Source organism: Parabacteroides sp. AF21-43 (assembly GCF_003635435.1).
Taxonomy (GTDB): Bacteria; Bacteroidota; Bacteroidia; order Bacteroidales; family Tannerellaceae; genus Parabacteroides; species Parabacteroides distasonis.
The window spans coordinates 63,082-88,935 of sequence record NZ_QTMG01000013.1; the positions used below are offsets into that span (position 1 = coordinate 63,082).

25 protein-coding genes and 3 tRNA genes are annotated in these 25,854 nt (G+C 45.3%); 12 read left to right on the forward strand and 16 right to left on the reverse strand.

What is annotated here, in order from left to right; all coding sequences use genetic code 11:
• Nucleotides 1-22: 22 nt before the first annotated feature.
• From lgt to DWX84_RS11030, 5 genes are all read right to left on the reverse strand, one after another.
• Nucleotides 23-856: a prolipoprotein diacylglyceryl transferase gene (gene lgt / locus DWX84_RS11010; protein WP_005859327.1), complete on the reverse strand. Its 834-nt coding sequence runs from the start codon at nt 854-856 to the stop codon at nt 23-25.
• Between the two features lie 95 nt (nt 857-951).
• Nucleotides 952-1,848 (reverse strand): diaminopimelate dehydrogenase, encoded by an 897-nt coding sequence (locus tag DWX84_RS11015; protein ID WP_005867618.1) that lies wholly within the window; start codon nt 1,846-1,848, stop codon nt 952-954.
• A 103-nt stretch (nt 1,849-1,951) separates the two neighbouring features.
• Complete coding sequence (locus tag DWX84_RS11020; protein ID WP_083434096.1) at nt 1,952-2,953, reverse strand: metallophosphoesterase family protein; 1,002 nt, start codon at nt 2,951-2,953, stop codon at nt 1,952-1,954.
• A 32-nt stretch (nt 2,954-2,985) separates the two neighbouring features.
• Nucleotides 2,986-3,978, reverse strand: coding sequence for a sugar phosphate isomerase/epimerase (locus tag DWX84_RS11025; protein WP_005859333.1), 993 nt, complete (start codon nt 3,976-3,978; stop codon nt 2,986-2,988).
• A 13-nt stretch (nt 3,979-3,991) separates the two neighbouring features.
• Nucleotides 3,992-5,146, reverse strand: a complete 1,155-nt coding sequence (locus DWX84_RS11030) for a Gfo/Idh/MocA family protein (RefSeq protein WP_048927165.1) — start codon at nt 5,144-5,146, stop codon at nt 3,992-3,994.
• Nucleotides 5,147-5,301: 155 nt separating this feature from the next.
• Between DWX84_RS11030 and DWX84_RS11035 the strand changes: the two genes are divergently transcribed.
• A complete protein-coding gene (locus tag DWX84_RS11035; protein WP_048927164.1) occupies nt 5,302-6,261 on the forward strand; it encodes a hypothetical protein in 960 nt (319 codons plus the stop codon).
• A 57-nt stretch (nt 6,262-6,318) separates the two neighbouring features.
• Here the strand turns inward: DWX84_RS11035 and DWX84_RS11040 are convergent, their stop codons facing one another.
• Nucleotides 6,319-6,630 carry an STAS domain-containing protein gene (locus DWX84_RS11040; protein ID WP_005859339.1) on the reverse strand — a complete coding sequence of 104 codons (312 nt, stop codon included), beginning with the start codon at nt 6,628-6,630 and terminating at the stop codon, nt 6,319-6,321.
• An 11-nt stretch (nt 6,631-6,641) separates the two neighbouring features.
• Nucleotides 6,642-7,055, reverse strand: coding sequence for an ATP-binding protein (locus DWX84_RS11045; protein ID WP_005859341.1), 414 nt, complete (start codon nt 7,053-7,055; stop codon nt 6,642-6,644).
• 97 nt (nt 7,056-7,152) lie between these two features.
• Between DWX84_RS11045 and DWX84_RS11050 the strand changes: the two genes are divergently transcribed.
• On the forward strand, nt 7,153-7,554 hold the full coding sequence (locus tag DWX84_RS11050) for a hypothetical protein (RefSeq protein WP_008772763.1): 402 nt from the start codon (nt 7,153-7,155) through the stop codon (nt 7,552-7,554).
• Nucleotides 7,555-8,427, forward strand: coding sequence for a DMT family transporter (locus DWX84_RS11055; RefSeq protein WP_048927163.1), 873 nt, complete (start codon nt 7,555-7,557; stop codon nt 8,425-8,427).
• Nucleotides 8,428-8,437: 10 nt separating this feature from the next.
• Here DWX84_RS11055 and DWX84_RS11060 read toward each other — a convergent pair whose 3' ends face one another.
• The 4 genes from DWX84_RS11060 to recO all read right to left on the reverse strand — a co-directional run bounded on the left by DWX84_RS11060 (nt 8,438) and on the right by recO (nt 10,224).
• Nucleotides 8,438-8,779, reverse strand: a complete 342-nt coding sequence (locus tag DWX84_RS11060) for a DUF86 domain-containing protein (protein WP_008772765.1) — start codon at nt 8,777-8,779, stop codon at nt 8,438-8,440.
• Nucleotides 8,763-9,059 (reverse strand): nucleotidyltransferase family protein, encoded by a 297-nt coding sequence (locus DWX84_RS11065; protein WP_005865085.1) that lies wholly within the window; start codon nt 9,057-9,059, stop codon nt 8,763-8,765. The genes DWX84_RS11060 and DWX84_RS11065 overlap by 17 nt, the downstream gene beginning before the upstream one ends.
• A gap of 180 nt (nt 9,060-9,239) precedes the next feature.
• Nucleotides 9,240-9,311: transfer RNA gene (locus tag DWX84_RS11070), tRNA-Arg, on the reverse strand.
• 187 nt (nt 9,312-9,498) lie between these two features.
• Nucleotides 9,499-10,224 (reverse strand): DNA repair protein RecO, encoded by a 726-nt coding sequence (gene recO, locus DWX84_RS11075; protein WP_048927162.1) that lies wholly within the window; start codon nt 10,222-10,224, stop codon nt 9,499-9,501.
• A gap of 77 nt (nt 10,225-10,301) precedes the next feature.
• Here recO and DWX84_RS11080 point away from each other — a divergent pair, with 77 nt between their 5' ends.
• The 9 genes from DWX84_RS11080 to DWX84_RS11120 all read left to right on the forward strand — a co-directional run bounded on the left by DWX84_RS11080 (nt 10,302) and on the right by DWX84_RS11120 (nt 18,551).
• Nucleotides 10,302-10,706 carry a DUF2721 domain-containing protein gene (locus DWX84_RS11080; protein ID WP_005867604.1) on the forward strand — a complete coding sequence of 135 codons (405 nt, stop codon included), beginning with the start codon at nt 10,302-10,304 and terminating at the stop codon, nt 10,704-10,706.
• Nucleotides 10,707-10,822: 116 nt separating this feature from the next.
• A tRNA-Glu gene (locus DWX84_RS11085) sits at nt 10,823-10,894 on the forward strand.
• Nucleotides 10,895-10,935: 41 nt separating this feature from the next.
• The gene (gene rpsT, locus DWX84_RS11090; protein WP_005859369.1) at nt 10,936-11,190 is read left to right on the forward strand and encodes a 30S ribosomal protein S20; all 255 of its coding nucleotides are present in this window, start codon (nt 10,936-10,938) and stop codon (nt 11,188-11,190) included.
• 68 nt (nt 11,191-11,258) lie between these two features.
• Nucleotides 11,259-11,333, forward strand: a tRNA-Glu gene (locus DWX84_RS11095).
• Between the two features lie 171 nt (nt 11,334-11,504).
• A complete protein-coding gene (gyrB, locus tag DWX84_RS11100; protein WP_122297500.1) occupies nt 11,505-13,460 on the forward strand; it encodes a DNA topoisomerase (ATP-hydrolyzing) subunit B in 1,956 nt (651 codons plus the stop codon).
• Nucleotides 13,453-15,237 carry a gamma-glutamyl-gamma-aminobutyrate hydrolase family protein gene (locus DWX84_RS11105; RefSeq protein ID WP_122377512.1) on the forward strand — a complete coding sequence of 595 codons (1,785 nt, stop codon included), beginning with the start codon at nt 13,453-13,455 and terminating at the stop codon, nt 15,235-15,237. The genes gyrB and DWX84_RS11105 overlap by 8 nt, the downstream gene beginning before the upstream one ends.
• A gap of 22 nt (nt 15,238-15,259) precedes the next feature.
• Nucleotides 15,260-17,110, forward strand: coding sequence for a fused gamma-glutamyl-gamma-aminobutyrate hydrolase/peptidase (locus DWX84_RS11110; protein WP_008772769.1), 1,851 nt, complete (start codon nt 15,260-15,262; stop codon nt 17,108-17,110).
• Nucleotides 17,111-17,123: 13 nt separating this feature from the next.
• On the forward strand, nt 17,124-18,113 hold the full coding sequence (locus DWX84_RS11115; RefSeq protein WP_044545406.1) for a M28 family peptidase: 990 nt from the start codon (nt 17,124-17,126) through the stop codon (nt 18,111-18,113).
• 12 nt (nt 18,114-18,125) lie between these two features.
• Nucleotides 18,126-18,551 (forward strand): SufE family protein, encoded by a 426-nt coding sequence (locus DWX84_RS11120; protein WP_005867596.1) that lies wholly within the window; start codon nt 18,126-18,128, stop codon nt 18,549-18,551.
• A 117-nt stretch (nt 18,552-18,668) separates the two neighbouring features.
• On the opposite strand, the gene DWX84_RS11125 is transcribed toward DWX84_RS11120, so the two are convergent.
• The 5 genes from DWX84_RS11125 to DWX84_RS11145 all read right to left on the reverse strand — a co-directional run bounded on the left by DWX84_RS11125 (nt 18,669) and on the right by DWX84_RS11145 (nt 25,752).
• Nucleotides 18,669-19,268, reverse strand: coding sequence for a ribonuclease HII (locus DWX84_RS11125; RefSeq protein ID WP_005859375.1), 600 nt, complete (start codon nt 19,266-19,268; stop codon nt 18,669-18,671).
• A 126-nt stretch (nt 19,269-19,394) separates the two neighbouring features.
• Nucleotides 19,395-19,796, reverse strand: a complete 402-nt coding sequence (locus DWX84_RS11130) for a VanZ family protein (protein WP_008777889.1) — start codon at nt 19,794-19,796, stop codon at nt 19,395-19,397.
• 2 nt (nt 19,797-19,798) lie between these two features.
• A complete protein-coding gene (locus DWX84_RS11135) occupies nt 19,799-21,013 on the reverse strand; it encodes an aminotransferase class V-fold PLP-dependent enzyme (protein ID WP_122143924.1) in 1,215 nt (404 codons plus the stop codon).
• A gap of 131 nt (nt 21,014-21,144) precedes the next feature.
• The gene (locus DWX84_RS11140; protein ID WP_005867593.1) at nt 21,145-22,560 is read right to left on the reverse strand and encodes an arylsulfatase; all 1,416 of its coding nucleotides are present in this window, start codon (nt 22,558-22,560) and stop codon (nt 21,145-21,147) included.
• A 24-nt stretch (nt 22,561-22,584) separates the two neighbouring features.
• Nucleotides 22,585-25,752, reverse strand: coding sequence for a TIM-barrel domain-containing protein (locus tag DWX84_RS11145; protein WP_122297498.1), 3,168 nt, complete (start codon nt 25,750-25,752; stop codon nt 22,585-22,587).
• Nucleotides 25,753-25,854: the final 102 nt, after the last annotated feature.

The following is a 25,854-nucleotide window of genomic DNA, read 5'->3' on the forward strand; positions in this document are numbered from 1 at the left end:
CGAAGCGTGTGCTCTCTAATCTTCAATTTTCAATCTTTAATTTTCCATTTCTTAGTGCTCTCCAGACAAACCAGCACCCTGCCAAAACAAACGGGATACTTAGCCATTGCCCCATATTCAACATCATTCCAGCCTCGAAAGGCTCTTGGTCATTTTTCACGAATTCTATGAAGAAACGAGACCCGAATACGCATATCATAAATACGCCGAAGATAAGTCCTTGCTTTTTCCAAGCCTCTTTCTTGAAATATAGCCACATACAGATAGCGAACGTCACCAGATAACAAGCGGCCTCATACAATTGCGTCGGATGGCTCGGAGCGGTAAAAATAGGCTCCGCCCCCATTCTCCATGCGTGTAAATTATCGATAAAACGAAATCCCCAAGGCAAATCAGTGGAATGACCGTAAATCTCATGATTCATCAGGTTTCCCAGACGAATCATAGCAGCTACCAATCCTGTCGGAACCACCAACTTATCGAAAGCCCATAACATACTTTTATGGCTTACTCGCTTCGAGTAGAAATAAATGGCGATAATTATACCTAACGTACCACCATGGCTAGCCAAACCTCCCTCCCAAATCTTGAAAATCTCAATCGGGTTGGCTAAATAATATTCCGGCGCATAAAACAAACAATGCCCCAAACGGGCACCAATCACCGTACCGAGCATCGTATAAATCAAAAGGGAATCGATCCATGCGGGCGGCAGTCCCTCTTTTTTCCACATCCGCTCTACAATCATATAGCCAATAGCGAAACCAATCGCGAAAGCCAATCCATACCAACGAATCTCCCGGGAACCGATGGTAAAGATAGCGGGATCGGCAGTCCATGTAATAAAATCAAGCATAATTATTTCAGTTGGCAATTGACAATTGACAGTCGACAATCGCAAGTCAGGATTTCCCGAACTGTCAATTGCCTGCTGTCAACCATCAACTTATATTAAACGAGTCTTCTAATTAAGTTCTCTCTCTCGCCGTACAGCATATCGATTATCGGCAATTCGATCATCGTATATGCGCCCGGTTGTTGCTTCAAGCTCGCACGAGCGACAGAAACCAAGATTTGAGCGGTCAAGGCAGGGTTATTGATCTTCATATCGAATTCGATCAACTGGTTCTGAGTCTTGCCCGATACACCTTTACGAACCAAGTTCACACCATGTCCCATGTCCAACAAATTATCGACACATTCAACCTGCATTACATGAGTCTCATCATGAGCGAAATAATCATCCGCCTTGATAGCGGCAGACACTTGCTTGAAATCGTATCCGTCTTCCACCTCGATATAAACCATACGACGGTGTACACCTGTTCCCAAAGGAATCGTCATACTTAAAGCCGCTTTCACGCCTTCGATAGCCTTCACGGCAACCGTATGCCCCATACTCATTCCCGGACCGAAGTTCGTATAAGTAATACCTTTCGGCACCATCGCTTCTAACAAAGCACGTACCACTGAGTCGCTTCCCGGATCCCAACCGGCAGAAATTACAGCTACCGTATTATGAGCCTTCGCTACAGCGTCCAAAGAACGACGTAAATCCACGATACCTCCGTGGATATCGAAACTATCGACCGTATTGATGCCTAATGCCAGAATCTCTTTCGCATGCTCTTCCACGCTGCGTGTAGGAGTAGCCAAAACCGCTACGTCAACCTTATCTAACTTGGTGATGCTATCAGTAACCGTGTATGCCTTCAACTCGTCCGGAATATCATTCGGATTACGACGAATAATACCTGCTACCTCAAAATCCGGGGCAGCTTCAAGGGCCTCTAACACATATTTCCCGATGTTGCCATAACCTACGATGGCGGCTCTAATTTTCTTCATACTCTAGTTTTTACTTTTCAACCAACCGCAAAGTTAGATATAATTTAGAGCTTTAACAATAAGGAATACAGTTTTTATATCATTTTCAGAATGATATAGATCCTCACTCTTTCACGAATGAATCCGGATAGGTAGTAAGCTGCTCTACACCGGCTTTCGTACGAATCCAAGTCTTGAAGGTACGGGCTCCCTCGTTCAACTCGATCACACGTGCTCCATTTGGTATATGGATGTATTCCGTCGGACCACCCGTAAAACGACCGTAAGCCAATAATACGTCATACCAGCAAACCGCATAATCATCGTCATGATCATGGCCGACAAATACGCCCATCACGTCCCCGTTTTCCTTAATCGCCGTAAATAAGCCGGAATTCAAGGCCGGAGCGCATGCCTTTTCCCTACGTATGCCATAGAGTTGGGCATTCTCATCGGAAGACGCTTGATTAAACTCCGGCAATGCGATATGGAAGAAAGCCAAAGAAGGAACCGGCTCTCCCCCGTTATTCCGGGTAAACTCTGCGCTTTTCTTACAATACCAATCGATCTGGTCACGCTTAATATAATCGTATCCTTTTACCCCTTTGATAGTTGAATAGGTATTCGAGTCGATGCAATACAAAACGCAAGCATCCTTCTTACCATCGGACGAACGTACGGTCAAGGCGTAATTACCAACACCAGAGATTTCGGGGACCTCATCCGCCGTCAAACTATACGGTAGGCTTTCGGCTACTTTCAGCAACTCCTCTTTTGTCGCCCCCTGCTCATTATCATGATTTCCGAAAACAATGGAGAACGGTATTTTACGGTCGGAGACTGTCTTCAATACATTCCGCATATTTTCCAACGCAGGTTTGCTATAGATAATATCTCCCGTAAAAATCACCAAGTCCGGTTTCTCGTCATCCAACACTTGGTTCATACGCTCAAAAGCGATGTCCGAGCGAGGGTCTTGCCATTTTACATGCAAGTCCGTAAACTGTACAATCTTAAACTTCTTATCCGGATTAAACTTCAACCCCGGTTTCTGGGCAAATCCCAAAGAACTCAAGCCGGCGGCCAATAACAAGGCCCCGGCAAACATCCACTTTCTCACACTCATCAAATCTCGTGTTTTTTGTAATTAATAATTATTTATTCCTTTCCGAAACAAGCGTCGAACGCATGTGCGGAAGGTTGGAAATCCACTCTCTTCACCAATTCGCAAGATTCCCGTGCCCCATGTTCCCGATCCATAGCGCTATCTTCCCATTCCACGGAAAGCGGACCTTGATAGCCAATTGAATTCAAAGCACGGATAATCTCCTCAAAATTAATCTTTCCTCGTCCTAAGCTACGGAAATTCCAATATCGGCGGGGATCGCCGAAAGTAACATGACCGCCAAATATACCCACCTGCTTGGGGGTATCACTCCAATATACGTCCTTCATATGCACATGAAAGATACGCTCCGGAAACTGATAGATGAAATCCACATAGTCCACCCCTTGGTATCCTAGATGACTCGGATCATAGTTAAAACCGAAAGCAGGATGGTTATTTACCGCCTCCAATGCTCTGCGTGCGGAAAAAGTATCGAACGCGATCTCTGTAGGATGTACCTCCAACGCAAAACGTACACCCAGTTTCTGAAACTCATCCAAGATGGGCGTAAAGCGACGGGCGAAATCATCATACCCCTTTTGTATCATCGCGTCCGTTACCGGAGGGAAAGAATACAAATAATGCCAAATAGAACTACCCGTAAAACCTACAACCGTATCGACTCCCAGCATCTTTGCCGCATGAGCGGTCCGGATCATCTCCTCGGTAGCCCGTTGGTGAACCCCTTCCGGATCGCCATCTCCCCAAATATAATCCGGCAAGATCGCCTTATGGCGCTCATCGATATTATCGCAAACAGCCTGTCCTACCAAATGGGTAGAGATCGCATAAAGCCGTAAGTCATATTTCTTTAACAGATCCTTGATTCCTTGATAATAAGCCGTATCCGTACGTCGGACATCCACATGATCGGGAAGTCCCAATTCCACACCGTCGTATCCGAATTCTTTCGCTTTTTGACAAACTGTTTCCAGTGATAAATCTCCCCACTGGAGGGTATACAATGTTACAGGACGTGCCATAATAGTATTATTTTTAGTCGATTATTTTTATCCATTTATTCTCTGTCGATCCGGTAGCTACAATCGTCTCGATAAACCGCATGCCACGGACACCGTCTTCGGCGGAAGGGAAATCCAAGGTCTCAAGAGCCGGTTCCTCACCAGCCAGAATCGATTGCAAAGCCAAGGCGAAATTCCGATACAAATTAGCGAATGCCTCTATATAGCCTTCCGGATGCCCGCCCGGTGTACGGGAATTATGAGCGGCGATACCCGACATATATCCATTGGAAGTACGGACGATCTCCACCGGACGATCCGGCCAACGCATAACCATCGTATTCGGTTCTTCTTGACGCCATTCCAACCCACCTTTCTCTCCATACACACGAATATTCAAGCCATTCTCTACACCTACGGCGATCTGGCTAGCGGTCAGCACCCCTTTCGCACCTCCCTCATAACGGATCAATGCCGCCCCATCGTCATCCAAAAGACGATCCGGCACGAAGGTATTCAATTCACCGCATAATTCCACGGCCTTCAGCCCTGTTATATATTCCGCCAGATTAAACGCATGCGTCCCGATATCCCCCATGCAACCGGCCTTGCCCGACCGACCGGGATCCACCCGCCAAGCCGCCTGCTTATTAACATCAGCGCAGTCATTATATAGCCAGCCTTGAGGATATTCCACATAAATACGGCGTATCTTACCTAAATCCCCCCTGCGTACCCTTTCCCGAGCCTCCTTCACCATCGGGTAAGCGGTATAGGTATGAGTCAGCATAAACAATTTTCCGGTTTCCTTCACTTTGTCACGTAATTGTTTCGCCTCATCCAAGGTATATGTCATCGGTTTATCCAGCACGACATGAAAACCATGTTCCAACGCCATCATGGCCGGACCGAAATGCACATGATTCGGGGTAACAATAGACACAAAATCCATCCGTTCGCCTTCAGGCAGGGCGGCCTCTTTCTCTATCATTTCCTGATAAGATGCGTAAATACGATTATCCGGTAAAAATAAAGATTGTCCGGTAGCCAATGAATTCTCCGGGCGAGAACTGAAGCATCCACAGACCAACTCGATCTGTCCGTCTAAATTAGCGGCGATACGATGAACGGCCCCGATAAACGAGCCTTGTCCTCCACCGACCATTCCCATTCTGATTTTTCGTTTCATGGTATTATTCCGTTTTATTAAACTAAGGTAATTACATTGTTGATTCACAAAGCTATGAAAAATAACCCTGCGTACGCCAATTTAACAGCTTAATATTTTTTAATTCACAAAATATATCGTTCCTTTGCGTCAAACATTTACCAAAAATATCAACTATGAAGAAAAATGAATTAGTGGCTATCGCCTGTCTGCTTTGTTTTTGTTGTTGTAATGGAACGGAAAAGGAAGTACCTAACCCCGACCTACAAGAGGAATTATCACCCATACAGTTTACGATCGATTTACAAAAGGAAGTATTACCCTTCCCCGTAACCAAGAGTATTCCCGAGCTGAATATCCCTGAGCCTATTCCCCAAAATCCCGATGCCGAGGAAGATCCTTCTACACCGGATATCGATCCGGATAATTTATACAACCGGATCGATTATATCGTATACCAAAGCGGAAAACCGGACATTCTGGTAAAACATAAGCAATTCACGCCTCAAGATCCGGATTTCACGATCATTTATGATTCACTGCCCTCCGGCGACTATCATATTTGTTTCCTAGCCCACTCAGACAAGAATATCTCCGTGTCCGGACAAACCGCACTATTCAGTAAAGTCTCAGATACGTTTCATCTTTTTCTCACCCAAGAAGTACAAACGGGAGAAAGAATCATTAAGGATATCACCTTACAAAGAATCGTCGGTAAAATAGAGTTCATATCCACCGATGCCGTACCTAAAAACCTAAAAAGCTTCACGATAAATGTCTCCAATTATCAAAACAAGATTGACTTAACCACCGGGAATGGCATTTCTCAAAACACGCCTTATACACAAACCGACACTTTTAACGACTCTGATATCGGGAAAACAAATTTCTCCCATTCCTTCTTCACGTTTATCCCGGCTCCGGAATTCATGCTCAAAGCACACCTCTCGGCCAAAAATCAGATAAATGAAGTAACCCGGGAAAGAGAGGTTAATGACATCCTGCCTCTCAAAAATCACATTATTCGTTATACTGGGATTCTCTACACCCCGAAGGAATCAGACGATACCTTCACCCTTGATATATTAAACGGTGGCAAATGGGATAGCCCCATCGACAAAGATCTAAAAGATTAATACAAAGCCGGTGTGCCAAATTTGACACACCGGCTACCTTTTTCCTAACCTTCACACTTATTTTGCGTCTTCTATCTTGAAGAGAGCGTTAAATCCCGTCAAACTAAAGGTCTCACGAACCACATTCCGCATACCGATCAAACGTAAAGACCCTTTCTTGGCAGTCGTCATTTTTTGTAATATTAAAAACAATCGGAGGCCCGCACTACTCACATATTCCAAATCAGAACAATCGACACATACTTTTACTCCCGGATTCTCCCATACCGGCAAAACCTTTTCCTCGCATTCGCGAGCCGTATTCGTATCCAATCTTCCTTTGATCTTAATTACAGTCTCTTCACCTTTTTGGTCAATAACTACTTCCATATCTTTATATTTTATTCGGTTATTTTTTTCTTCATGATAAAGACATTCCGCTCATCTACTCTCTGATAAGAGACCTCATCCATAATCTTCTTGATCAAGAAAATACCCAACCCTCCGATTGGACGGTCTTCGGCAGATAAAGTAATATCAGGGTCTTTTCTTAAAGTCGGATCGAAAGCAATCCCATGATCTATCAAAGTCACGATCAATTCCCCACCTTCCCTGACCAACGAAATGTCTACGGCATCCTCAACATCTCCCTTATACGCATAAAAAATTATATTTGAGACAGCTTCTTCCATCACCAGATTCAGGCTCATCATGAAAGCGGTGCTTAATCCCAATTCTTCTCCAGCTTCCTCCAAGAACTGATTCATCATGGAAAGCTCATGAATATCGTTCTTAATGCGTAATGTTTTTTGCATATATCTGAAAATTTTGCGCTAAAGATATAAAAAAAAGAAATATCCTTTCCTTAAATTTGTATCTTTACCTCCGAATAGTATTTAAAGGTATAGAGTTATGGCTAAAAGATATTTAATAAACATATTCTTATTGATCGCCGTCTTATGCGGGTTCAGTAGTTGCGAGGAGGATCCGTATTATGATCCGTATGAGGAAATCACCTATGATTTATGTAATTATGTATGGACTGATTGGTTTGTCGTAGACGGTTTAGATTGTGAGCAGCAACTTACATTTAATCCGGATGGGAAAGGATGGGATACAAGAATTTATCATTACCCAAGCGGACGCATAGATCGAGAGGAAATTCCATTCTACTGGGACTGGGACAATTACTATACCGATATACTTTATATGGACTATGAAGACGGCCAGACGGTCTTGAAGGACATATGGATAAGCGGCCGAACTTTTGAATGTCAATACAATGGCGAATGGGTGACGTTTAAAGCCTATTAAATGATACTCACCTCTGTTGCGATCATATTAAGGGTATTATCGAATCCGCTTGGTAATGTTTTCCAAAAGCAATTAACCAATCGGTATAACCACCCTTTATTAATCAACTTCTTGACATTCCTACTATTGAGCGTATTCTGTATCATCCCGGCGATCCAAGTTCGCTGGCTTGAGTTGCCTTTCGAATTCTGGAAATATTGTATTCTAGCCGGAATCGTGGGAGCTACCGGGAATGGATTCTTAGTAAAAGCTTTACAATGCGGGGATCTATCGGTACTGGGCCCCATCAATTCCTACAAATCCGTAGTAGGTATTATTGTCGGTATCTTCTTATTAGGGGAGATCCCGAACCTATGGGGTATCGCAGGAATGTCACTGATCGTATATGGGAGCTATTATGTTTTGGATACGATGGATGAGCATTTTTCCTTGGCTCTTTTAAAACGGAAAGAGATTCAATACCGGATATGGGCTATGGTCCTTACAGCTATCGAGGCGGTCTTTATCAAGAAAATCATCTTATATTCATCCACCACCATCTCGTTCATTGTTTGGTGTTGGTTTGGCGCGATTTTCTCTTTCGCTCTTTTATTCGCTTTCAAGGTCCATCTTGTCAAAGAATTCAAGCGAATCAAAATACGGGATATTTCCTCCTACTTTTATTTGGTCCTTTGTATCGGCACCATGCAATACACCACCAATTACGTATTCGATCATATGGAGGTAGGTTATGCGTTAGCCTTGTTCCAACTCTCTACGATCGTAAGTATCTTCTTAGGATACCGTATATTCAAAGAGGAAAATATAACGAAGAAATTGATTGGCTCCGTTATCATGGTAGCGGGATCGGTCATGATCATCTTATTAAAATAATACATTGAGCTTATTTACAGATCAACCGTTCTATCTTATCCTTAAGCGGAAATAGATCTGTTTGAATGGTTCCCCACACTATCTCATCCCGAATCTGATAATACCCATGCACTAACACATGGCGCATGCCTATGACCTCATTCCATGCGATCTCTTGATGTTCCTCCCGAAATTCCTTTGTAATCAAATAAGCCGCCTCCCCTATAATCTCCAAATTCTTGATGACCGCAAAACGCAATATCTTGTTCCTGGAATACTCCTCAAAAGTCACATCTGTCGTGAACTCAATGACATTATTTATCGCCTCCAGCATATGCCGTAGACGTGTATTGTCTTTAGGCTTCTCTCTCATATACCAATATTTTATCCCGATCTACAGAAGAAACGGCAAAATCCTTCAATTGTCCTTCCTCCACCAAATCAACCTTACGATGCAACAATTGGCTTAGAGCTTCCACCATACCCGCATACTTGAATAATGTAATACGAGCGTGGGAGTCAAAACGAACCAGAATATCAATATCGCTATCCTTCGTCTCCTCTCCACGTGAACAGGAACCAAACACCCATGCTTTCTCTATTGGTTGCAAAGAGAAAAAGCCTCTTAGCTTATTAATTATCTGTTGTTTCATCTTTTAGTGATTACCTTGCGCAAATATAAACAATATTCTCACCACAAGAAACAACCTGCAGTAAGAAAACGCTTATTTTATTTACTCTCTCTTTATACAAGAGACAAAAAAACGTTTAACAATAAGGAGATCAACTTACTTGTTTTGACCAAGTTTGATAAAAAAGAGAGGAAATAAAAGTAGTCTCGCCGGGAATCGAACCCGGATCTAAAGTTTAGGAAACTTCTATTCTATCCGTTGAACTACAAGACCAACTCTTTTGAGATTGCAAAAGTATAATCTTTTCCTCAAATAGGCAACCGTTATCGGATGTTTTTCCCGCCTATCCGGAAGCTTCTCATTATTTCCGAAAAAACATGTACGTGTTTCCGGAAAAACATGTACGTCTTTTTCAAGAAACACGTACGTGTTTTCAAGAGCTAATATAACATCAAATAGATCAATCAAATAAGCTTTGCATCACCGATAACGATTTGATTTCCGGAAAATCCGGGAGATGTAGACGGTAATACTCAAGAATACGATGAATAATACGGACCCGCTCTTGCCGGGAAAAACCATAAAGCGACATATTCTCAAAACTGATACGCAGCAAACGGGAAAAGAAAGCGCTCTCCACCTTATTTAAATAATGCCGATGCATCGGGATATGATCCGTAAACACCCCATTCAACATATCGAAATAATATCCCACCCTATGCGATTCCATATTCGGGAAAATACCGAGATGGTGGAGAAGACCTAACAAGAAAACCATATGAAAATTAGCGATACCCTTATCCGCATACTCCAATAGATGTATGGACTCGTATAAATAATCAAATAAACGGGGATCCGACTCCGTATCTTTCACGACCCTAAAAAGAACCTCCGAGAGGAAAAGCGCCAATACATTCTTAACCGGATCACAACAAACATCATTCAGCGGAAAACAAATGCGGGTCTCCTTAATCCGGTGCAAGTCCCGCTTATTCAAGTGCTCCACCTCCATTTCCAGAACGGACAAAGGTATAAACAAAGCCTTCGATACCGTGCTTTTCTTCCCACGGCTACGACTAACCAGATACGAGGCCCGGCCAAACGCCTCCGTATACATATATATAATAGAATATTTATCATTGTAAGGGATCGTATGCAAGACAATCCCCCTCGTTTTACACAACATAATTCGTATCTTTGCGACGATGATTAAGAACAAAGATACTCAAATTAACGTTATACATATAATTAAAGTATAGAATTATGTTGGACTTAACGACCCCTTCTTTATTATTTTCCGCCATATCATTGATATTGCTGGCCTATACGAATCGCTTCCTTTCATACGCCAGCGTAGTGCGCGCCTTGAAAGAAAAGCATCAGCAAACCCATGACCCCAAGGATATCGCCCAGATAGCGAACCTGCGGAAAAGGCTCTATCTGACCCGTTCCATGCAAATATTAGGAATACTCAGTTTGCTGCTCTGCGTGATCGCTATGTTCTTCATTTATGTATCGTGGCAGATTTTCGCCGCATGGATATTTGGCATAGCCTTATTGCTATTAGCGGCGTCGTTATGTGTATGTATCTGGGAAATAAATATTTCCGTTAAAGCCTTGGAAATTCATCTGGAAGATATAAGTTCTAAAGAGAAGTTAAAACAGTGAGTAGTATTAAATTTTCCTTCGAAATGTTTTGCCAGTTCGGAGAGATCGTCTATCTTTGCACTCGCAATCGGGAAATCACTTTCTTAGAACGCTATAAGTGAGAGCTTTGACATTTTGGCCCATTCGTCTATCGGCTAGGACGCAAGATTTTCATTCTTGAAAGAGGGGTTCGATTCCCCTATGGGCTACAATAAACAGGATTAAAAAACAATAAAGAGAAGATCGAGAAATGGCAAATCATAAGTCATCAATCAAGAGAATCAGACAGACAAACGCAAGACGTTTGCGTAACAGATATTACGCAAAGACAGCTAGAAACGCTATGAAAGTTTTGCGCGCTACTGAAGACAAGAATGAGGCACAAGCTTTGTTCCCTAAGGTATGCTCTATGTTGGATAAGCTTGCAAAAAAGAACGTTATCCACAAGAACAAGGCCGGTAATCTGAAATCTAAGTTGGCTAAGCACGTTAATGCGCTAGCATAAGCAGAAGGTAATTACTTTTACAAGTATAAAGCCGGACTCTCAATAAGCCCGGCTTTTTTAAACCTAATGGCCCATTCGTCTATCGGCTAGGACGCAAGATTTTCATTCTTGAAAGAGGGGTTCGATTCCCCTATGGGCTACCAACCAAAAGGAGAGAGATAAGTTCATGGCTTATCTCTCTCCTTTTTTATTATACCCGTCCTTTTTTCGCTATTTTCACATCCCCCACTTCGCTATCTCGATAAAAATCACTACATTTGTTAGATTTTTTTTGAGGACATAGATAATTACAGATTTTAAAGAAAGATAAACTCATGAGTGAAGAAATTAAGAATACTTCTACAGAGTACTCCGCAGATAGTATTCAAGTACTTGAAGGGTTAGAGGCAGTACGAAAAAGGCCATCCATGTATATTGGCGATACCAGCGAGAAAGGTCTCCATCACTTAGTGTATGAGGTCGTAGATAACTCCATAGACGAAGCGCTAGCCGGATATTGTACATACATCGACGTGGTAATCAATGAGGACAACTCGATCACGGTTACCGACGACGGCCGTGGTATCCCCGTGGATATTCATGAGAAAGAAGGTAAATCAGCCTTGGAGGTAGTATTGACGGTGCTGCACGCCGGCGGTAAGTTCGACAAGGGAACCTATAAAGTATCCGGTGGTTTGCACGGTGTGGGTGTATCTTGCGTAAACGCCCTCTCTACTTATCTGAAAGCGGAAGTTCGCAGGAACGGCAAAGTACATATGCAGGAGTTCTCTTGCGGAAAGCCGTTGCACGACGTACAGGTTATCGATAATACGGATAAAACAGGTACTACGATCTCTTTCAAGCCGGACGGTTCTATCTTTACGGTCACGGAATACAAGTATGATATCTTGGCTACCCGTTTGCGTGAATTAGCGTTCTTGAACGCAGGTATTACGCTACGTCTGACAGATAAGCGAGTTCAGAAAGAAGACGGTTCTTTCAAGTCCGAGGTATTCCATTCGGATGAGGGATTGAAAGAATTTGTCCGCTATATCGACCGTTCTAAAGAGAAACTGATTCCAGACGTAATCCATATCGTTACCGAGAAGCAGGGTATCCCTGTCGAGGTGGCGTTAACTTATAATACTTCTTACAACGAGAGCGTATTCTCTTACGTAAATGATATTAACACGATAGAAGGTGGTACACACTTAGCCGGTTTCCGCCGTGGCCTGACCCGTACGTTGAAAAAGTACGCCGAGGATTCTAAATTATTGGAGAAAGCCAAGGTGGAGATTCAAGGGGATGACTTCCGTGAAGGTTTGACCGCCGTTATCTCTATCAAGGTAGCCGAACCTCAGTTCGAGGGACAGACAAAGACGAAGCTGGGTAATAGCGAGGTTACCGGTGCAGTGGATATGGCGATCGGTGAGGCGTTAGGCTATTATTTGGAAGAACATCCGAAAGAGGCGAAAATAATCGTCGACAAGGTGATCTTGGCCGCTCAAGCCCGTCATGCCGCTCGTAAGGCTCGCGAATTGGTACAACGCAAATCTCCGCTGACAGGAGGTGGGCTTCCCGGTAAATTGGCGGACTGTTCCTCTAAAGACGCGTCGATCTGCGAATTGTTCCTTGTCGAGGGAGACTCCGCAGGTGGTACGGCTAAGCAAGGACGCGACCGTAACTTCCAAGCGATCCTACCATTGCGCGGTAAGATCTTGAACGTGGAGAAAGCGATGGATCATAAGATCTTCGAAAGCGAGGAAATCCAGAACATCTATCGCGCGATGGGCGTAACCGTCGGTACGGAGGATGACCCGAAAGCGTTGAACATGGAGAAGCTGCGTTACCACAAGGTGATTATCATGACCGATGCCGATGTGGACGGTAGCCACATCGCCACATTGATCTTGACCTTCTTCTTCCGCCGTATGCGTTCCTTGATCGAGAACGGATATGTGTATCTGGCGACTCCTCCCCTCTATTTGTGTAAGAAAGGTAAGGTTGAGGAATATTGCTGGACCGAGCAACAACGTCAGCAGTTCATCTTAAAATATGGAGGAGGCAACGAGAACTCGATCCATACACAACGATACAAAGGTTTGGGAGAAATGAACGACCATCAATTGTGGGATACGACCATGAACCCGGAAAACCGTACGTTAAAGCAAATCACGATCGACAACGCAGCCGAGGCTGACCAAATCTTCGCCATGTTGATGGGTGAAGACGTAGGCCCTCGCCGCGAGTTTATCGAGGAAAACGCTACATATGCTAACATAGATGCTTAAAATCATGAAAGTCCGTCGTCCGAATCTAGAGGCCCTATACAAAGAAGTTGATAATTATATACCGGCTAAAGAAAGCCTTCAACCTCCCCGAATAGGAATATCCGCTAACCGGAGAGACGGACTTTCCTGTATAGCCGAGACCTACGTGCAAGCCGTGCTGGATGCGGGGGGAGCCCCGGTACTTATCCCGGTGATCACGGATCTGAAAGCATTGACCGTACTGGTTTCCGAACTAGACGGATTGGTTATGAGCGGGGGTGGAGACATCAATCCGCTCTATTTGCATGAGGAGCCTATCCCGCAATTGCAAGACGTAGATACGCTACGTGACGAATACGATTTGATCTTGCTTCGCTTGGCCGCTAACCGACAAATTCCGATCATGGGTATTTGCCGAGGGCATCAGATCATGAATGTAGCGTTCGAAGGAAGTGTCTATCAAGACATCCATTCACAAGCCGATCACCCGCTATTGAAACACAGCCAGACATTGGCGCGGGAATATCCGTCGCATACGGTAACTCTCGAACCGGGAACGAACCGGTTACGCGCTATTTTCAATGGAGAAGAACAAATCCTTGTCAACTCTTTCCACCATCAAGCGGTAAAAGAGGTCGCCCCCGGATTTAGGGCGACAGCGACCGCCCCGGATGGAATCAATGAGGCTATGGAACATACGGAGAAAACGATATTCGGCGTACAATGGCATCCGGAGGCCATGGCTCCGCAAGGGGATGAGGCCATGAAAGCCCTATTCGCTTACCATATCGAGAATGCCCGCCGTTTCGCGAAAGCCAAAGCGATCCATCAACGGATCGTGACGATCGATTCCCATACAGATACCCCGATGATCTTTCCCGGTGAATTTAATATCGGGGAGAAAGAAGGAGGGAAAGTGAATCTTCCTTTTATGGAAGAAGGGCGTATCGACGCAACCTTTATGGTCGCCTATATCCCGCAAGGTAAACGAGATGAGGCATCCTTACAGGCAGCGACAGCGTATGCGATAGAACGGCTGAATCAAGTAAAACGCCAGCAAACCTTACATCCGGACCGGATGGCTATAGCGACTACCCCCCAAGAGATCCGAACAATCAAAGCGCAAGGGAAAAAAGCGATCTGCCTCGGTATCGAGAACGGGTACGCTTTAGGGAAGCAGATCGAGAACCTACGGATGTTCAAGGAGATGGGAGTTTCTTATATCACCTTATGCCATAATGGGGATAACGATATTTGTGATTCCGCTAGAGGAAAACAGGAATGGAAAGGACTAAGTCCTTTCGGTAAGGAAGTGGTAAAAGAGATGAACCGATTAGGAATCATGGTTGATATCTCGCATGCGGCGGAAAGTACCTTTTATCAGGTAATGGAAGTGAGCGAGACGCCAATCATAGCCTCCCACTCTTCCGCACGTGCGCTTTGCGATCATCCTCGTAACTTAACAGATGATCAGCTGAAAGCACTGGCTGCTCAAGGAGGTGTCGCCCAAATCTGCCTATACAAAGGATTCATCAATAAGGAAGAGGACAAAGCTTCTTTAAGCGACGCTATCCGCCATATCAATCATATCGTGGATTTAATCGGTATCGATCATATAGGAATCGGCTCGGATTTTGACGGAGACGGGGAACTGATCGGTTGCTCGGCTACCAACGAGTTGATTAACATTACCGTCCGACTTTTAGAAGAAGGATATACGGAAGAAGATATACGGAAAATATGGGGTGGAAACTTGCTAAGGGTTATGACCGCTATACAAGATTTCCCAAACAAATAGCAAACGAAAACAACTACATATTATGAAAAAGATCTTATACACAGCAATATGCGCCTGTAGTATCTTATGTGGAGCACAGGCACAGACACCCGGATCGGAAGTACCCAACTTAAAAAAGCTATATGAGTTGACAGACTCTTGCGATGTAAACGTGCGGGCACGATTCTCCCCATTGATCGGGATTTCCGCTAGTATCTCCAATGGTGCTTCCCGGGTGGGGGCCACCTATATCCAATCCATCGTAAAGGCAGGGGGAACTCCGGTTATCATCCCGGCTGTTACTGACGGTAAGGTACTCAGGAATATCGTATCGAATTTAGACGGGCTAGTTCTTATAGGAGGAGCGGATGTAAACCCTCTATGGTATGAGGAGGAGCCTCGGGAAAAGCTGGAGGAAGTCGATCCGGTACGCGATTTGTATGAGTTGAAACTAATCAAGATGGCTACCGACCAAAATATTCCCGTCTTAGGCATATGCCGGGGATTGCAACTGTTGAATGTAGCGTTTGGCGGTACGCTTTACCAAGACATCCCCTCACAACGTGGCGATCATTCTGTCAAGCATAGGCAAGATTTACCCAGTTCGTATGGCTCACACCGTGTCTTTGTTGACGCAAACTCACAGCTAGCCACTATTCTAGGGAAAGATACCTTAGCCGTAAACTCTCTTCATCATCAAGCGATCAAGGAGTTGGCGCCTATCTTCAAGGCTACCGCTTATGCGCCCGACAGTATTATCGAGGCTATCGACGCTTATCCGAACCGATCCATCATGGGAGTTCAATGGCATCCGGAAGCATTGACTTACGGAGGCGACACTACGATGTTAAAGATATTCCACCATCTGATAGGAAAGGCCGAGACTTTCCACCAAGCCAAAGAGATGCACAAGCATTTCCTTTCCGTAGATACACATACCGATACTCCTTTCTGGTTTAAACGTGCCGGATTCAGCATCGCCGACCGGGAACGTAACCGGGTAAACATCCCTAAGATGCAAGAAGGGAAACTAGACGGGGTGTTCCTTGCGGCCTTCATCGGACAAGGTAAACGTGATGAGGCCTCTTTACAAGAAGCCGTACAAAAAGTAACAGGCTTGATCGAAGGTATTCGCAAGCAAGCTGAATTGAATAAGGATTTATGTGGCATCGCCGTTACGAACCAAGACTTCATCCGCTTGAAGAATGAAGGGAAAAAAGCGTTCTTTATCGGTATAGAGAATGGATACGGCATTGGTAAGGATCTGGCGAATATCGCTAAGTTCAAGGCGATGGGTGTCAATTATATCACGCTCTGCCACTCCTACGATAACGATATTTGCGACTCATCCACCCATACCAAGAAAGAATGGGACGGTTTAAGTCCGTTTGGCGAAGAGGTCGTGAAAGAGATGAATCGCCAAGGTATCATGGTGGATATGTCTCATGCCTCTGAGAAGGCATTTTGGGATGTTATCAAATTGTCCAAGGCCCCGATCATCTGCTCGCATTCCTCATCCATGGCGATGTGCAAGCACGACCGTAACCTGACCGACGAACAACTAAAGGCCCTTGCCCAAAATGGAGGCGTAGCGCAAGTTTGCTTGCTCGACCGCTATATCAATGAGGATTATAAAAACGCGAGCCTTACCGACGCGATCGAACATATCGATCATATGGTGAAAGTCGCCGGTATCGATCATGTAGGTATCGGCTCTGATTTTGATGGCGGTGGCGGAATTATCGGTTGCGAAAGTGACAACGATTTCATACAGATCACTGTTAAATTAATAGAGAAAGGATATACAGAGGAAGATATCGCCAAGATATGGGGTGGAAACTTGATGCGTGTATTAGACGAGGTTCAAGCGACTGCCTCCGTAAAAACATTATAAACAAAACAGATTTATGATCAGATTATTTTTTGCGTTATTGAGTTTTGCTCTTTTATCATGTGGAGCCAAAGGAACCAAAGAGACAGGTAATATGCCGGAGATCAAAAAACAACCGATCGCCTCAGCTGTTCCCGATTTCAACGCAGACAGCGCTTACGCCTATGTAGCGAACCAAGTCGCTTTTGGTCCCCGTGTACCTAACACGGCGGCTCATAAAGCATGCGGGGATTACTTAGCATCTGAATTGAAGCGCTTTGGCGCCAAAGTCTACCAACAGGAAGCGATACTGACCGCCTACGACGGAACGAAGCTGGAAGCGAGAAACATCATAGGCTCGTTTGATCCGGAGAATAGTAAACGTATTTTACTATTCGCGCATTGGGACAGCCGTCCCTATTCGGACCACGATCCCGATCCTTCCAAGCACCGAACTCCATTGGACGGGGCGGACGATGGCGGTAGTGGTGTAGGTGCCTTATTGGAAATCGCCCGCCAAATCGGACAAAAAGTCCCGGGTATCGGTATCGATATTATTTTCTTCGATGCGGAGGATTATGGTACGCCGGAATTCGTAACCGATTATACACCGGATAGCTGGTGCCTAGGTACCCAGTTCTGGGCAAAAAATCCGCATGTCCCCAATTATACGGCGGAATACGGAATCTTATTGGATATGGTGGGCGGCAAGAACGCCACGTTTTTCAAGGAGCAACAATCCTTACGTGCGGCAGCCCCGATCGTCGAGATGGTATGGAGCGCGGCCCGCGATCTGGGATATGGCAAATATTTCATTAACGCCACCGGCGGAGCGCTCATAGACGATCACCAATATGTGATTAGCGGACGTAATATCCCGAGTATCGACATTATTAACTACGACCCTGAGTCTAAAACAGGTTTCGCCAGTTATTGGCATACTCAAAAAGATAATATGGAAAATATAGACCGTGAGACTCTAAAAGCTGCCGGTCAAACCGTACTGGAAGTAATATACAATCGATAAAATACTGATAAAATGACAATCAATGAACTTCAAGACAATGTAATCGAAGAATTCTCAGTCTTCGATGATTGGATGGATAAATATGCGTTATTAATAGATCTGGGAAACTCCCTTCCCCCGCTTGATGAGAAATATAAAACGGAAAGCAACTTGATCGAGGGTTGTCAAAGCCGGGTTTGGTTCCAAGCGGATTATGTGGATGGAAAGATTATTTTCCAAGGAGAAAGCGATGCCGTGATCGTAAAAGGTATCGTATCTTTGCTGATACAGATCTTATCGGGCCATACCCCTCAAGAAATCTTGGATGCGGATCTATACTTTATAGACAAGGTAGGATTAAAAGAGCATTTATCCCCTACCCGTTCCAACGGGTTGGTAGCGATGGTGAAGCAAATGCGTCTGTACGCGATGGCTTACCGGGCAAAGGAACAACAATAAAAACAGGTGTTTTCACATGTATATAGGCACGAGCCGATACGTATATACGTGTAAGCCTACACCGATATAGGCATAGCCTCATACGTATATACGCATAAGGTTATGCCTATATACGTATTAAAAACCGAGTGTAAGCTGCTCCGGTAAGAGCGTAAAAGTCTTGCGATGATAAGGCGTGATTCCGTGGGTACGAATCGCTTCCCTGTGGACCTTGGTAGGATAACCTTTATTGTCCAGCCAATGATAAGCGGGGTATTCCAAGGCCAATTCATTCATATAATCATCCCGATAGGTTTTAGCCAATATAGAGGCGGCGGCGATACTCAGGTATTTGCCATCGCCTTTTACTACGGTCGTATGTGGAATATCGGGATAAGGGGTAAAACGGTTTCCATCGATCAATAAATGTTCCGGCCGTACTTTCAATTGCTCGATCGCACGATGCATGGCCAAGAAAGAGGCTTTCAAAATATTAATCTTATCGATCTCTTCCGGGCTAACGATACCTACCGCCCAAGCGATCGCCTCACGCTCGATAACGGGACGAAGCTTATACCGTTTCTTCTCGCTTAATTGCTTGCTATCGTTTAAATCCTCATTCTTAAAATCTTCCGGAAGAATCACGGCGGCGGCGAATACCGCACCCGCCAAGCAGCCTCTTCCCGCCTCATCACACCCAGCCTCTATACGCCCGGTTTCCATATAGGGTAATAACATGTATCTATCTCTTTTTATCGTAAAACACGCCACATGCTTACGATGCTCATTCAAGCATCCTTACAATGGGCATCGTAAGCACCTTTAAATGCCCATCATAAGCTCCATTGAATGGGCATCGTAATTTTAACTATTCAAATCCTTCACAATCCAAGGGCGAAGCACGAACCAAGCGAATGCCGTAGCGGCGATCACCCCGCAAGTATTCGCCAAGAAATCAAACCAATCCCCACCCCGGTACGTCGTACAATATTCTTGCAATATCTCAATAATCCCACTCATAACGATCGGGCATAAAACCGCCCCGATCCAAGCATGCCATAATACCGTCTCATACTTCCGGTGATTCCGCAAGAACTCCAGCCATAGCATACCCGACATCCCCCCATACATACAGAAATGAACCACCTTGTCCACACCCGGGAATAAAGGGATATCATCCATCCTCGGCGGCTTAAAGAACGACAAGTAAATAACGATCAATATAATCGCCAGTGAAAACGGATATTTCTTAATATAATACATCATACTCAAAACATCTTCCGAACTCGTTCCACACCTGCGATGAACGTATCGATCTCCTCTTTCGTATTATAAAAGGAGAAAGACGCCCGCACCGTCCCCTCGATCCCTAAGGCATGCATCAAAGGCTGGGCACAATGATGCCCTGTACGAACCGCTATTCCCAAACGGTCCAGCAACATCCCCATATCGTAATGATGGATATTACCCACCAAAAAAGAAAGCACCGCTCCTTTATGATCCGCTTGTCCGAAAATACGCATCCCTTCGATCGTATTTAATCCAGCGGTCGCATATCGCAAAAGCTCATCCTCATAAGCAGCTATATTCTCTATACCGATCCGGTCTACATACCGCAAGGCTTCCGCCAACGCCGTGCTACCAATATAATCCGGAGTTCCCGCCTCAAACTTAAAGGGAAGCTCATTAAAAGTTGTCTTCTCGAACGAGACCGTAGCGATCATCTCGCCTCCTCCCTGATACGGAGGAAGTTTATCCAACCACTCCTCTTTACCATACAAGACCCCGATACCCGTCGGTCCGTAAATCTTATGACCAGAGAAAACATAGAACTCCGCATCCAAGTCCTGCACATCCACCTTCATATGCGGAACGGCTTGAGCCCCGTCTACCAACACCGGTACGCCTTGTTCATGAGCGATCTCGATCATCTCCTTTACCGGATTCACCGTACCCAAGACATTAGACACATGAGTCACGGAAACCAAACGAGTCTTATCCGAGAATAATTTACGATACTCATCCAGATTCAACTCCCCTTTCTCATTCATCGGGATCACCTTCAACGTAATACCTTTCCGGGCCGCTTGTATCTGCCAAGGAACGATATTGGAATGATGCTCCATCACGGACACGATCACCTCATCCCCTGCCGACATACATTCATCCGTAAAGCTGGAAGCGATCAAATTAATGGATTCCGTAGTTCCCCGGGTAAAAATAATCTCATTCGAGGAACGGGCATTCAAGAAATGCTGTACCGTTTTGCGAGCCTCCTCATGCGCCTCTGTCGCCGCTTGGCTCAAGAAATGTACGCCTCGGTGGATATTGGCGTTTACGTTATAATATCCATTCTCTATCTTTTCTACCACTTGACGAGGTTTCTGGGTAGTAGCGCCATTATCGAAATATATCAGCGGTTTATCGTATATCTTATGATCCAAGATCGGAAAGTCTTTTCGGATCGCTTGAACGTCTAACATAGTCTTACTTCTTTTTGTCTTAAAATTACGAGAGCCAAAGATACAAAAAAAAGGCTTTCTCGCTGAAAGAAAGCCTTTTTTATCATTACCTAACAGATATTACGCCTACACTTTATTCTCTTCTCGCACGTTTACTTTTCTCTTCCAAAGTTAAAGTACGGAGACTCTGTGCGGGCGTTGTCCATTAAGGATACTAGTTCTTTTACCTTATCGGGATACTTCTCCGCTAGATTCGTATCCTCATGTATATCATTACTTAAATCATACAGTTCCAATATAGTTTCACCCACGATCGGTTGCCGGATTAGTTTCCATTTACCGGAGCGCAATGCTTCCCGGCCATTCAACTCGTGAAATTCCCAATATAAATAATCATGGGCCTGTTGATTTTTCTTTGATAACAAGGTTGGTAAGAAAGAGATTCCATCCGTCTGCTCGGGCAAGACCGTACCTGTAAGTTCTGCCAATGTCGGCATGACATCCCAGAATGCGCTTATATGATCCGATTGAGCTCCGGCCTTGATCGTACCCGGGCACCATGCCACCATAGGTATACGGATACCTCCTTCATATACATCCCGTTTGATCCCCCTGAAAGGTCCGTAGCTCTTGAAAAAATCGGGATCAGCTCCACCTTCATGATGTGGGCCGTTATCGCTGGTAAAAATCACGATCGTATTCTTATCCAAACCCAACTCTTTCAATTCAGCCATTACATCCCCCACGTATTTATCCAACCGGGAGACCATGGCGGCAAAGGAGGCCAAGGGCTTCTCCGAGGTGTTATAACCGCCATACACTTTATCAAACTTACCAATATAAGGAGTCTCCTCGAATGAGTTCTCGTACATCTTATAAATAGAATCATGCGGAAGATTCAATTCCGCATGAGGCAGCGTATAAGTAAGCATCGCAAAGAACGGTTGCTCCTTATGATCCCGGATGAACTTCAATGCTTGCTCATGAATCAAATCTTGTGAATATGTCTTGCAAGCATTGTTCTCGTTTTCAGGAAAAAGAACCTTCTCCTCATTATGCCATAAATGATCCGGATAGAAGGAATGCGACTGCCGTTGGCAATTATATCCATAAAACTCATCGAAACCCATCTTATTAGGAATGGAGACAGAGCCCGGATTTCCCAACCCCCATTTACCAAAGATACCGGTCGTATAACCGGCCGATTTCATTAATTTACCCAACGTATAGGTATCCTCCCGCATCGGCTGTTGGCCTTCGGGCGTGATCTCCCGGTTTCCCCGGACTTGCGTATGTCCCGTATGCAATCCGGTCATCAAGGAACAACGGGAAGGGGCACTCACCGTACATCCGGCATAATGCTGCGTAAACAACATTCCCTCCTTCGCCATCCGGTCTATATTGGGAGTCTTGATAATCTGTTGGCCATAACAGCCAACATCTCCATATCCTAAATCATCCGCTAAGATATACACAACATTCATAGGACGCTCCGGAGTTTTTTCGCAACCGGACATTCCGATAAGCGTCAATGTCCCGGATATACATAAAGTCAATTGTGTTTTCATATACCTTTAAAATAAATAGAAGTGTTAGAAACCAATTACAATCTTCTGATCTTGATTCGTAGACAAGCGGTTCGTCCGTACCTTAACCCTTCCCATACGGTCCGAGGCATCGAAGTACCAGCCTTCTTGTCCGGCATTGAACGCTTCGGGGGAGATGGCAGATAGCGGCTTCCCGGCTACGGTTACGTTTGACGGGCTGGATTCTGAGCGGACATCCAATAGGTAAGTACGCTCTTGGTAACGTCCTTTATAATCTCCTTTCGCTTTCGCTATATCCACGGTGATCGTGCCTTTCTCACCTTTTGGGGAGGAAACAGAGATTAAGGTACGGGCAAATTCGCCTTTCTTATAATCACGGGTGAGACCGTCGTCTTCATATAAATTGAAAGAGGTGTTTCCGTAGGGATATAAGTCCAAGGTCAAGACATCCGCAGGTTTCTCGCCGACATAATTCATATCCGGGTACATCGGGATAATGGCGCCTTGACGGATAAATACCGGGCAAATATCCAGTTTAGCCTCATATTTATCCAACCACTTGCCACCCTCGTATGTCTTTCCGGTCCAATAGTCGTACCATTCTCCGGCAGGGAAGTAAATACTATCGCGTACGTTCTTACGGGTATATACAGGAGCAACCATCATCCACTCGCCACTCATAAATTGATATTGGGTGGTCGTATCACGGGTAACCACGTCATCCGGGAATTCCAGTACCATCGCACGAGCCATCGGTACACCGGTCGTATGCGCCTCATGGCAATAGGTATAGGCGTACGGGTTCAGACGCATCTTCAGCTTTAGGAATTTACGGTTGATATCCGTGTACGGATGCCCATATACCCAAGGCTGACGGTCGGCATCCGCCCAGCCGCTCATGGTCATAAAGATCGGGGTGAAGACCTTCCATTGCAAGTCGCGGGTATAGGTTTTCGGGGAACCGCCGAAGATACCGTCCACATCGCTAGTAGCGGCGTTCATGGCGGAAAGGCCGGCACCCGTGATCGTCGGGATATGGTAACGGATATAATCCCAGTTGCTCACTTGATCACCGCTCCATACCGTAGAATACCGCTGGGTTCCGGCCCAACCGCAAACAGCCCATACGAAACCCCGTTCGTTCGTATTGTTCTCGATACCCTCGAATGCGGATTTACAGCCGTTCAAGGCAAACTCATAGCCTTCTCCAACCCAAGCCACATCCAATTTACACAGGCGGGTACCACATTTACCAACCTCGTAGGCAATCTTATCCACACCATTCTCTGTCCACAAGCCCGTATGGAAACCTCGTTTACCTAATTCCGTCACAACAGAATCCAATTTCACATAGCCGCAACCATAGCCATCGTTCGGCAAGATCCAGCCACGGGGCATATCATATTCCACATATTTATCAGCAACTTGGCTGATTACGTCCGGGGTGGATTGAGGCCATCCGGTGCGCTGTTCCCCTTTGTTATAGCAGTCGGCGTCTCCCATCGTAAGCATCCACATCGCCGGCATAAAAGGTTTTCCGGTGATATCCGTATAGTCGTTCAATAGGTCTTTCAAGGAAGGGCCGTAGAAGTAGAACGCATCAAAGCGATTCTCGTTATGCGTCAACTGACTGGTGAAGCCCATCAGCTTAAAGCCATCATCATAGTTCTTGTCCAGCATCTCCGTGCCGTTGAAGGCATAATGGCCCGGGGCAAACGTATTGCGGAATACGCCATATCCTTTCGTGGACATATAGAAGGGAGCCGGGTTAGAGGATTGATCCTCATCCCAACCGGTCACCTCGATATCCGCTTCCTTCCCGGCGTATGAGAAATTACCTTGTTGCATACCGCAACCGTAGAAATCCTCATCACCGCTACGGCGCATCGTTTGGGTCGTTTTCAGTCCGAAGGCAAGTGGTTCGGCCTCCTCGTAGATCACGGCACGGTTATTCTTGTCATACATGGCGAAACGAATAGGGTTCTTATAGACACGTACGACACATTGGGGAGTCGTGAACTTATAATAGCTGCCGTTGTCGGCCATGGAGACTCTCGGGTTCTTTACCCCATAATCCACAACGATCGAGTTTGCCGCCGGATTGGTATATTCCCCATCCGGTGCCAACCAGATACGGAAGATATCATCCCGGTAAAACATCAACTTAACCTTAGCGTACCCGGAGACGAACTCATATTCCGTGTTGCTGATCTTATTGAACTTCGTCAACTTACCCAAGTTCATACGGGCGGCGAACAGGTTCGCTTTTAATACGTTGTTTGACGAACGCTCATCCTTCGGGTATTGGATAGCGAACTCTATTTTATAGGAGCCCATCTGGGTTAGGTCGGTAGCGGGGAAAGCTACCTCATATTCCTCTTGTTTAGCGATCGGATGCCCGGAGGCGGTTACCGTGGCGGTTAGTTTCTGACCGTTGTTCAAGGAGGCGGTTACCGTGAAATCCTCGTCTACGGGCTGGGAACCAACGTTCTTCAGCTTCACTTTCAACACGTCTTCCTTCGTGAACGTATTCCCGGTTTCTTGGTGTGAGGTCACTTTCTCCAAAGCCAAATCATGTGCGAAAGGCTCTGTCAGCTCAATATCATCGACCATCCAATACCAAGAGAAGATATCCCGCCAGAAGAAACGCAAGTAGACAGTTTTCTGGTTTGCGGCTACCTCGCTGATGTTGATCTCCTCATTCACCGGGGCGTGAAGCTGGGTAGCGGCGGGGATCTTATCCATCACGTTATACTCTTTCCAATTCACCCCGTCGTTGCTGACGCCAACCCAAAGGCCGGCACGTTTTCCGGTGAACCAATTATTCCAACGAAACAAGTGTTGGAATTTCAACACCACATCGTTCTTTCCCGCGCAATCGATAGCGCTAGTCTGGAAATAGCCGTTCGGGTATTCCTCCCGTTGATTCCACTTCGTGATCTCCTCCCCGGTGACTACGCCCGGCCGGAATTGCATATGATAGCCACGACTCGTAGAGGCGATGGGAGGCGCTTGTTGCTCAAACTGGAAAGAACCGGGATAAGGCTGATCGGTAACAATCCATTCACACTTTGCCGATTTCGTCGAATCGACAATCATCCAGCCGTCGGGTAATTTCCCGGCAGAGAAATCTTCTTTCCAAAAACTTTGTTGTGCGGACAGGGAGGAAACGCAACCTGTCAGAAGCATGGATACAATTAGACTTTTTATCATTTGAATTAGTTGATTAGATTTAGGCAGTAAAGATAGTCTTAATTTACGAGGGTTCGCAAACGTTCGCGTGATTTTTATTCTCTTTTCGCTGGGCGGAAACGT

Bases quoted from the DNA above. Each gene is read 5' to 3' on its own strand.
- DWX84_RS11015 (WP_005867618.1), bottom strand. From the start codon at position 1,848: ATGAAGAAAATTAGAGCCGCCATCGTAGGTTATGGCAACATCGGGAAA.
- DWX84_RS11125 (WP_005859375.1), bottom strand. From the start codon at position 19,268: ATGTTATTACCCTATATGGAAACCGGGCGTATAGAGGCTGGGTGTGAT.
- gyrB (WP_122297500.1), top strand. From the start codon at position 11,505: ATGAGTGAAGAAATTAAGAATACTTCTACAGAGTACTCCGCAGATAGT.
- DWX84_RS11045 (WP_005859341.1), bottom strand. From the start codon at position 7,055: ATGCAAAAAACATTACGCATTAAGAACGATATTCATGAGCTTTCCATG.
- DWX84_RS11060 (WP_008772765.1), bottom strand. From the start codon at position 8,779: ATGAGAGAGAAGCCTAAAGACAATACACGTCTACGGCATATGCTGGAG.
- DWX84_RS11080 (WP_005867604.1), top strand. From the start codon at position 10,302: ATGTTGGACTTAACGACCCCTTCTTTATTATTTTCCGCCATATCATTG.
- DWX84_RS11120 (WP_005867596.1), top strand. From the start codon at position 18,126: ATGACAATCAATGAACTTCAAGACAATGTAATCGAAGAATTCTCAGTC.
- lgt (WP_005859327.1), bottom strand. From the start codon at position 856: ATGCTTGATTTTATTACATGGACTGCCGATCCCGCTATCTTTACCATC.
- DWX84_RS11040 (WP_005859339.1), bottom strand. From the start codon at position 6,630: ATGGAAGTAGTTATTGACCAAAAAGGTGAAGAGACTGTAATTAAGATC.
- DWX84_RS11065 (WP_005865085.1), bottom strand. From the start codon at position 9,059: ATGAAACAACAGATAATTAATAAGCTAAGAGGCTTTTTCTCTTTGCAA.
- DWX84_RS11105 (WP_122377512.1), top strand. From the start codon at position 13,453: ATGCTTAAAATCATGAAAGTCCGTCGTCCGAATCTAGAGGCCCTATAC.
- recO (WP_048927162.1), bottom strand. From the start codon at position 10,224: ATGTTGTGTAAAACGAGGGGGATTGTCTTGCATACGATCCCTTACAAT.
- DWX84_RS11050 (WP_008772763.1), top strand. From the start codon at position 7,153: ATGGCTAAAAGATATTTAATAAACATATTCTTATTGATCGCCGTCTTA.
- DWX84_RS11035 (WP_048927164.1), top strand. From the start codon at position 5,302: ATGAAGAAAAATGAATTAGTGGCTATCGCCTGTCTGCTTTGTTTTTGT.
- DWX84_RS11110 (WP_008772769.1), top strand. From the start codon at position 15,260: ATGAAAAAGATCTTATACACAGCAATATGCGCCTGTAGTATCTTATGT.
- DWX84_RS11115 (WP_044545406.1), top strand. From the start codon at position 17,124: ATGATCAGATTATTTTTTGCGTTATTGAGTTTTGCTCTTTTATCATGT.
- DWX84_RS11025 (WP_005859333.1), bottom strand. From the start codon at position 3,978: ATGGCACGTCCTGTAACATTGTATACCCTCCAGTGGGGAGATTTATCA.
- rpsT (WP_005859369.1), top strand. From the start codon at position 10,936: ATGGCAAATCATAAGTCATCAATCAAGAGAATCAGACAGACAAACGCA.
- DWX84_RS11030 (WP_048927165.1), bottom strand. From the start codon at position 5,146: ATGAAACGAAAAATCAGAATGGGAATGGTCGGTGGAGGACAAGGCTCG.
- DWX84_RS11140 (WP_005867593.1), bottom strand. From the start codon at position 22,560: ATGAAAACACAATTGACTTTATGTATATCCGGGACATTGACGCTTATC.
- DWX84_RS11135 (WP_122143924.1), bottom strand. From the start codon at position 21,013: ATGTTAGACGTTCAAGCGATCCGAAAAGACTTTCCGATCTTGGATCAT.
- DWX84_RS11055 (WP_048927163.1), top strand. From the start codon at position 7,555: ATGATACTCACCTCTGTTGCGATCATATTAAGGGTATTATCGAATCCG.
- DWX84_RS11130 (WP_008777889.1), bottom strand. From the start codon at position 19,796: ATGATGTATTATATTAAGAAATATCCGTTTTCACTGGCGATTATATTG.
- DWX84_RS11020 (WP_083434096.1), bottom strand. From the start codon at position 2,953: ATGAGTGTGAGAAAGTGGATGTTTGCCGGGGCCTTGTTATTGGCCGCC.
- DWX84_RS11145 (WP_122297498.1), bottom strand. From the start codon at position 25,752: ATGATAAAAAGTCTAATTGTATCCATGCTTCTGACAGGTTGCGTTTCC.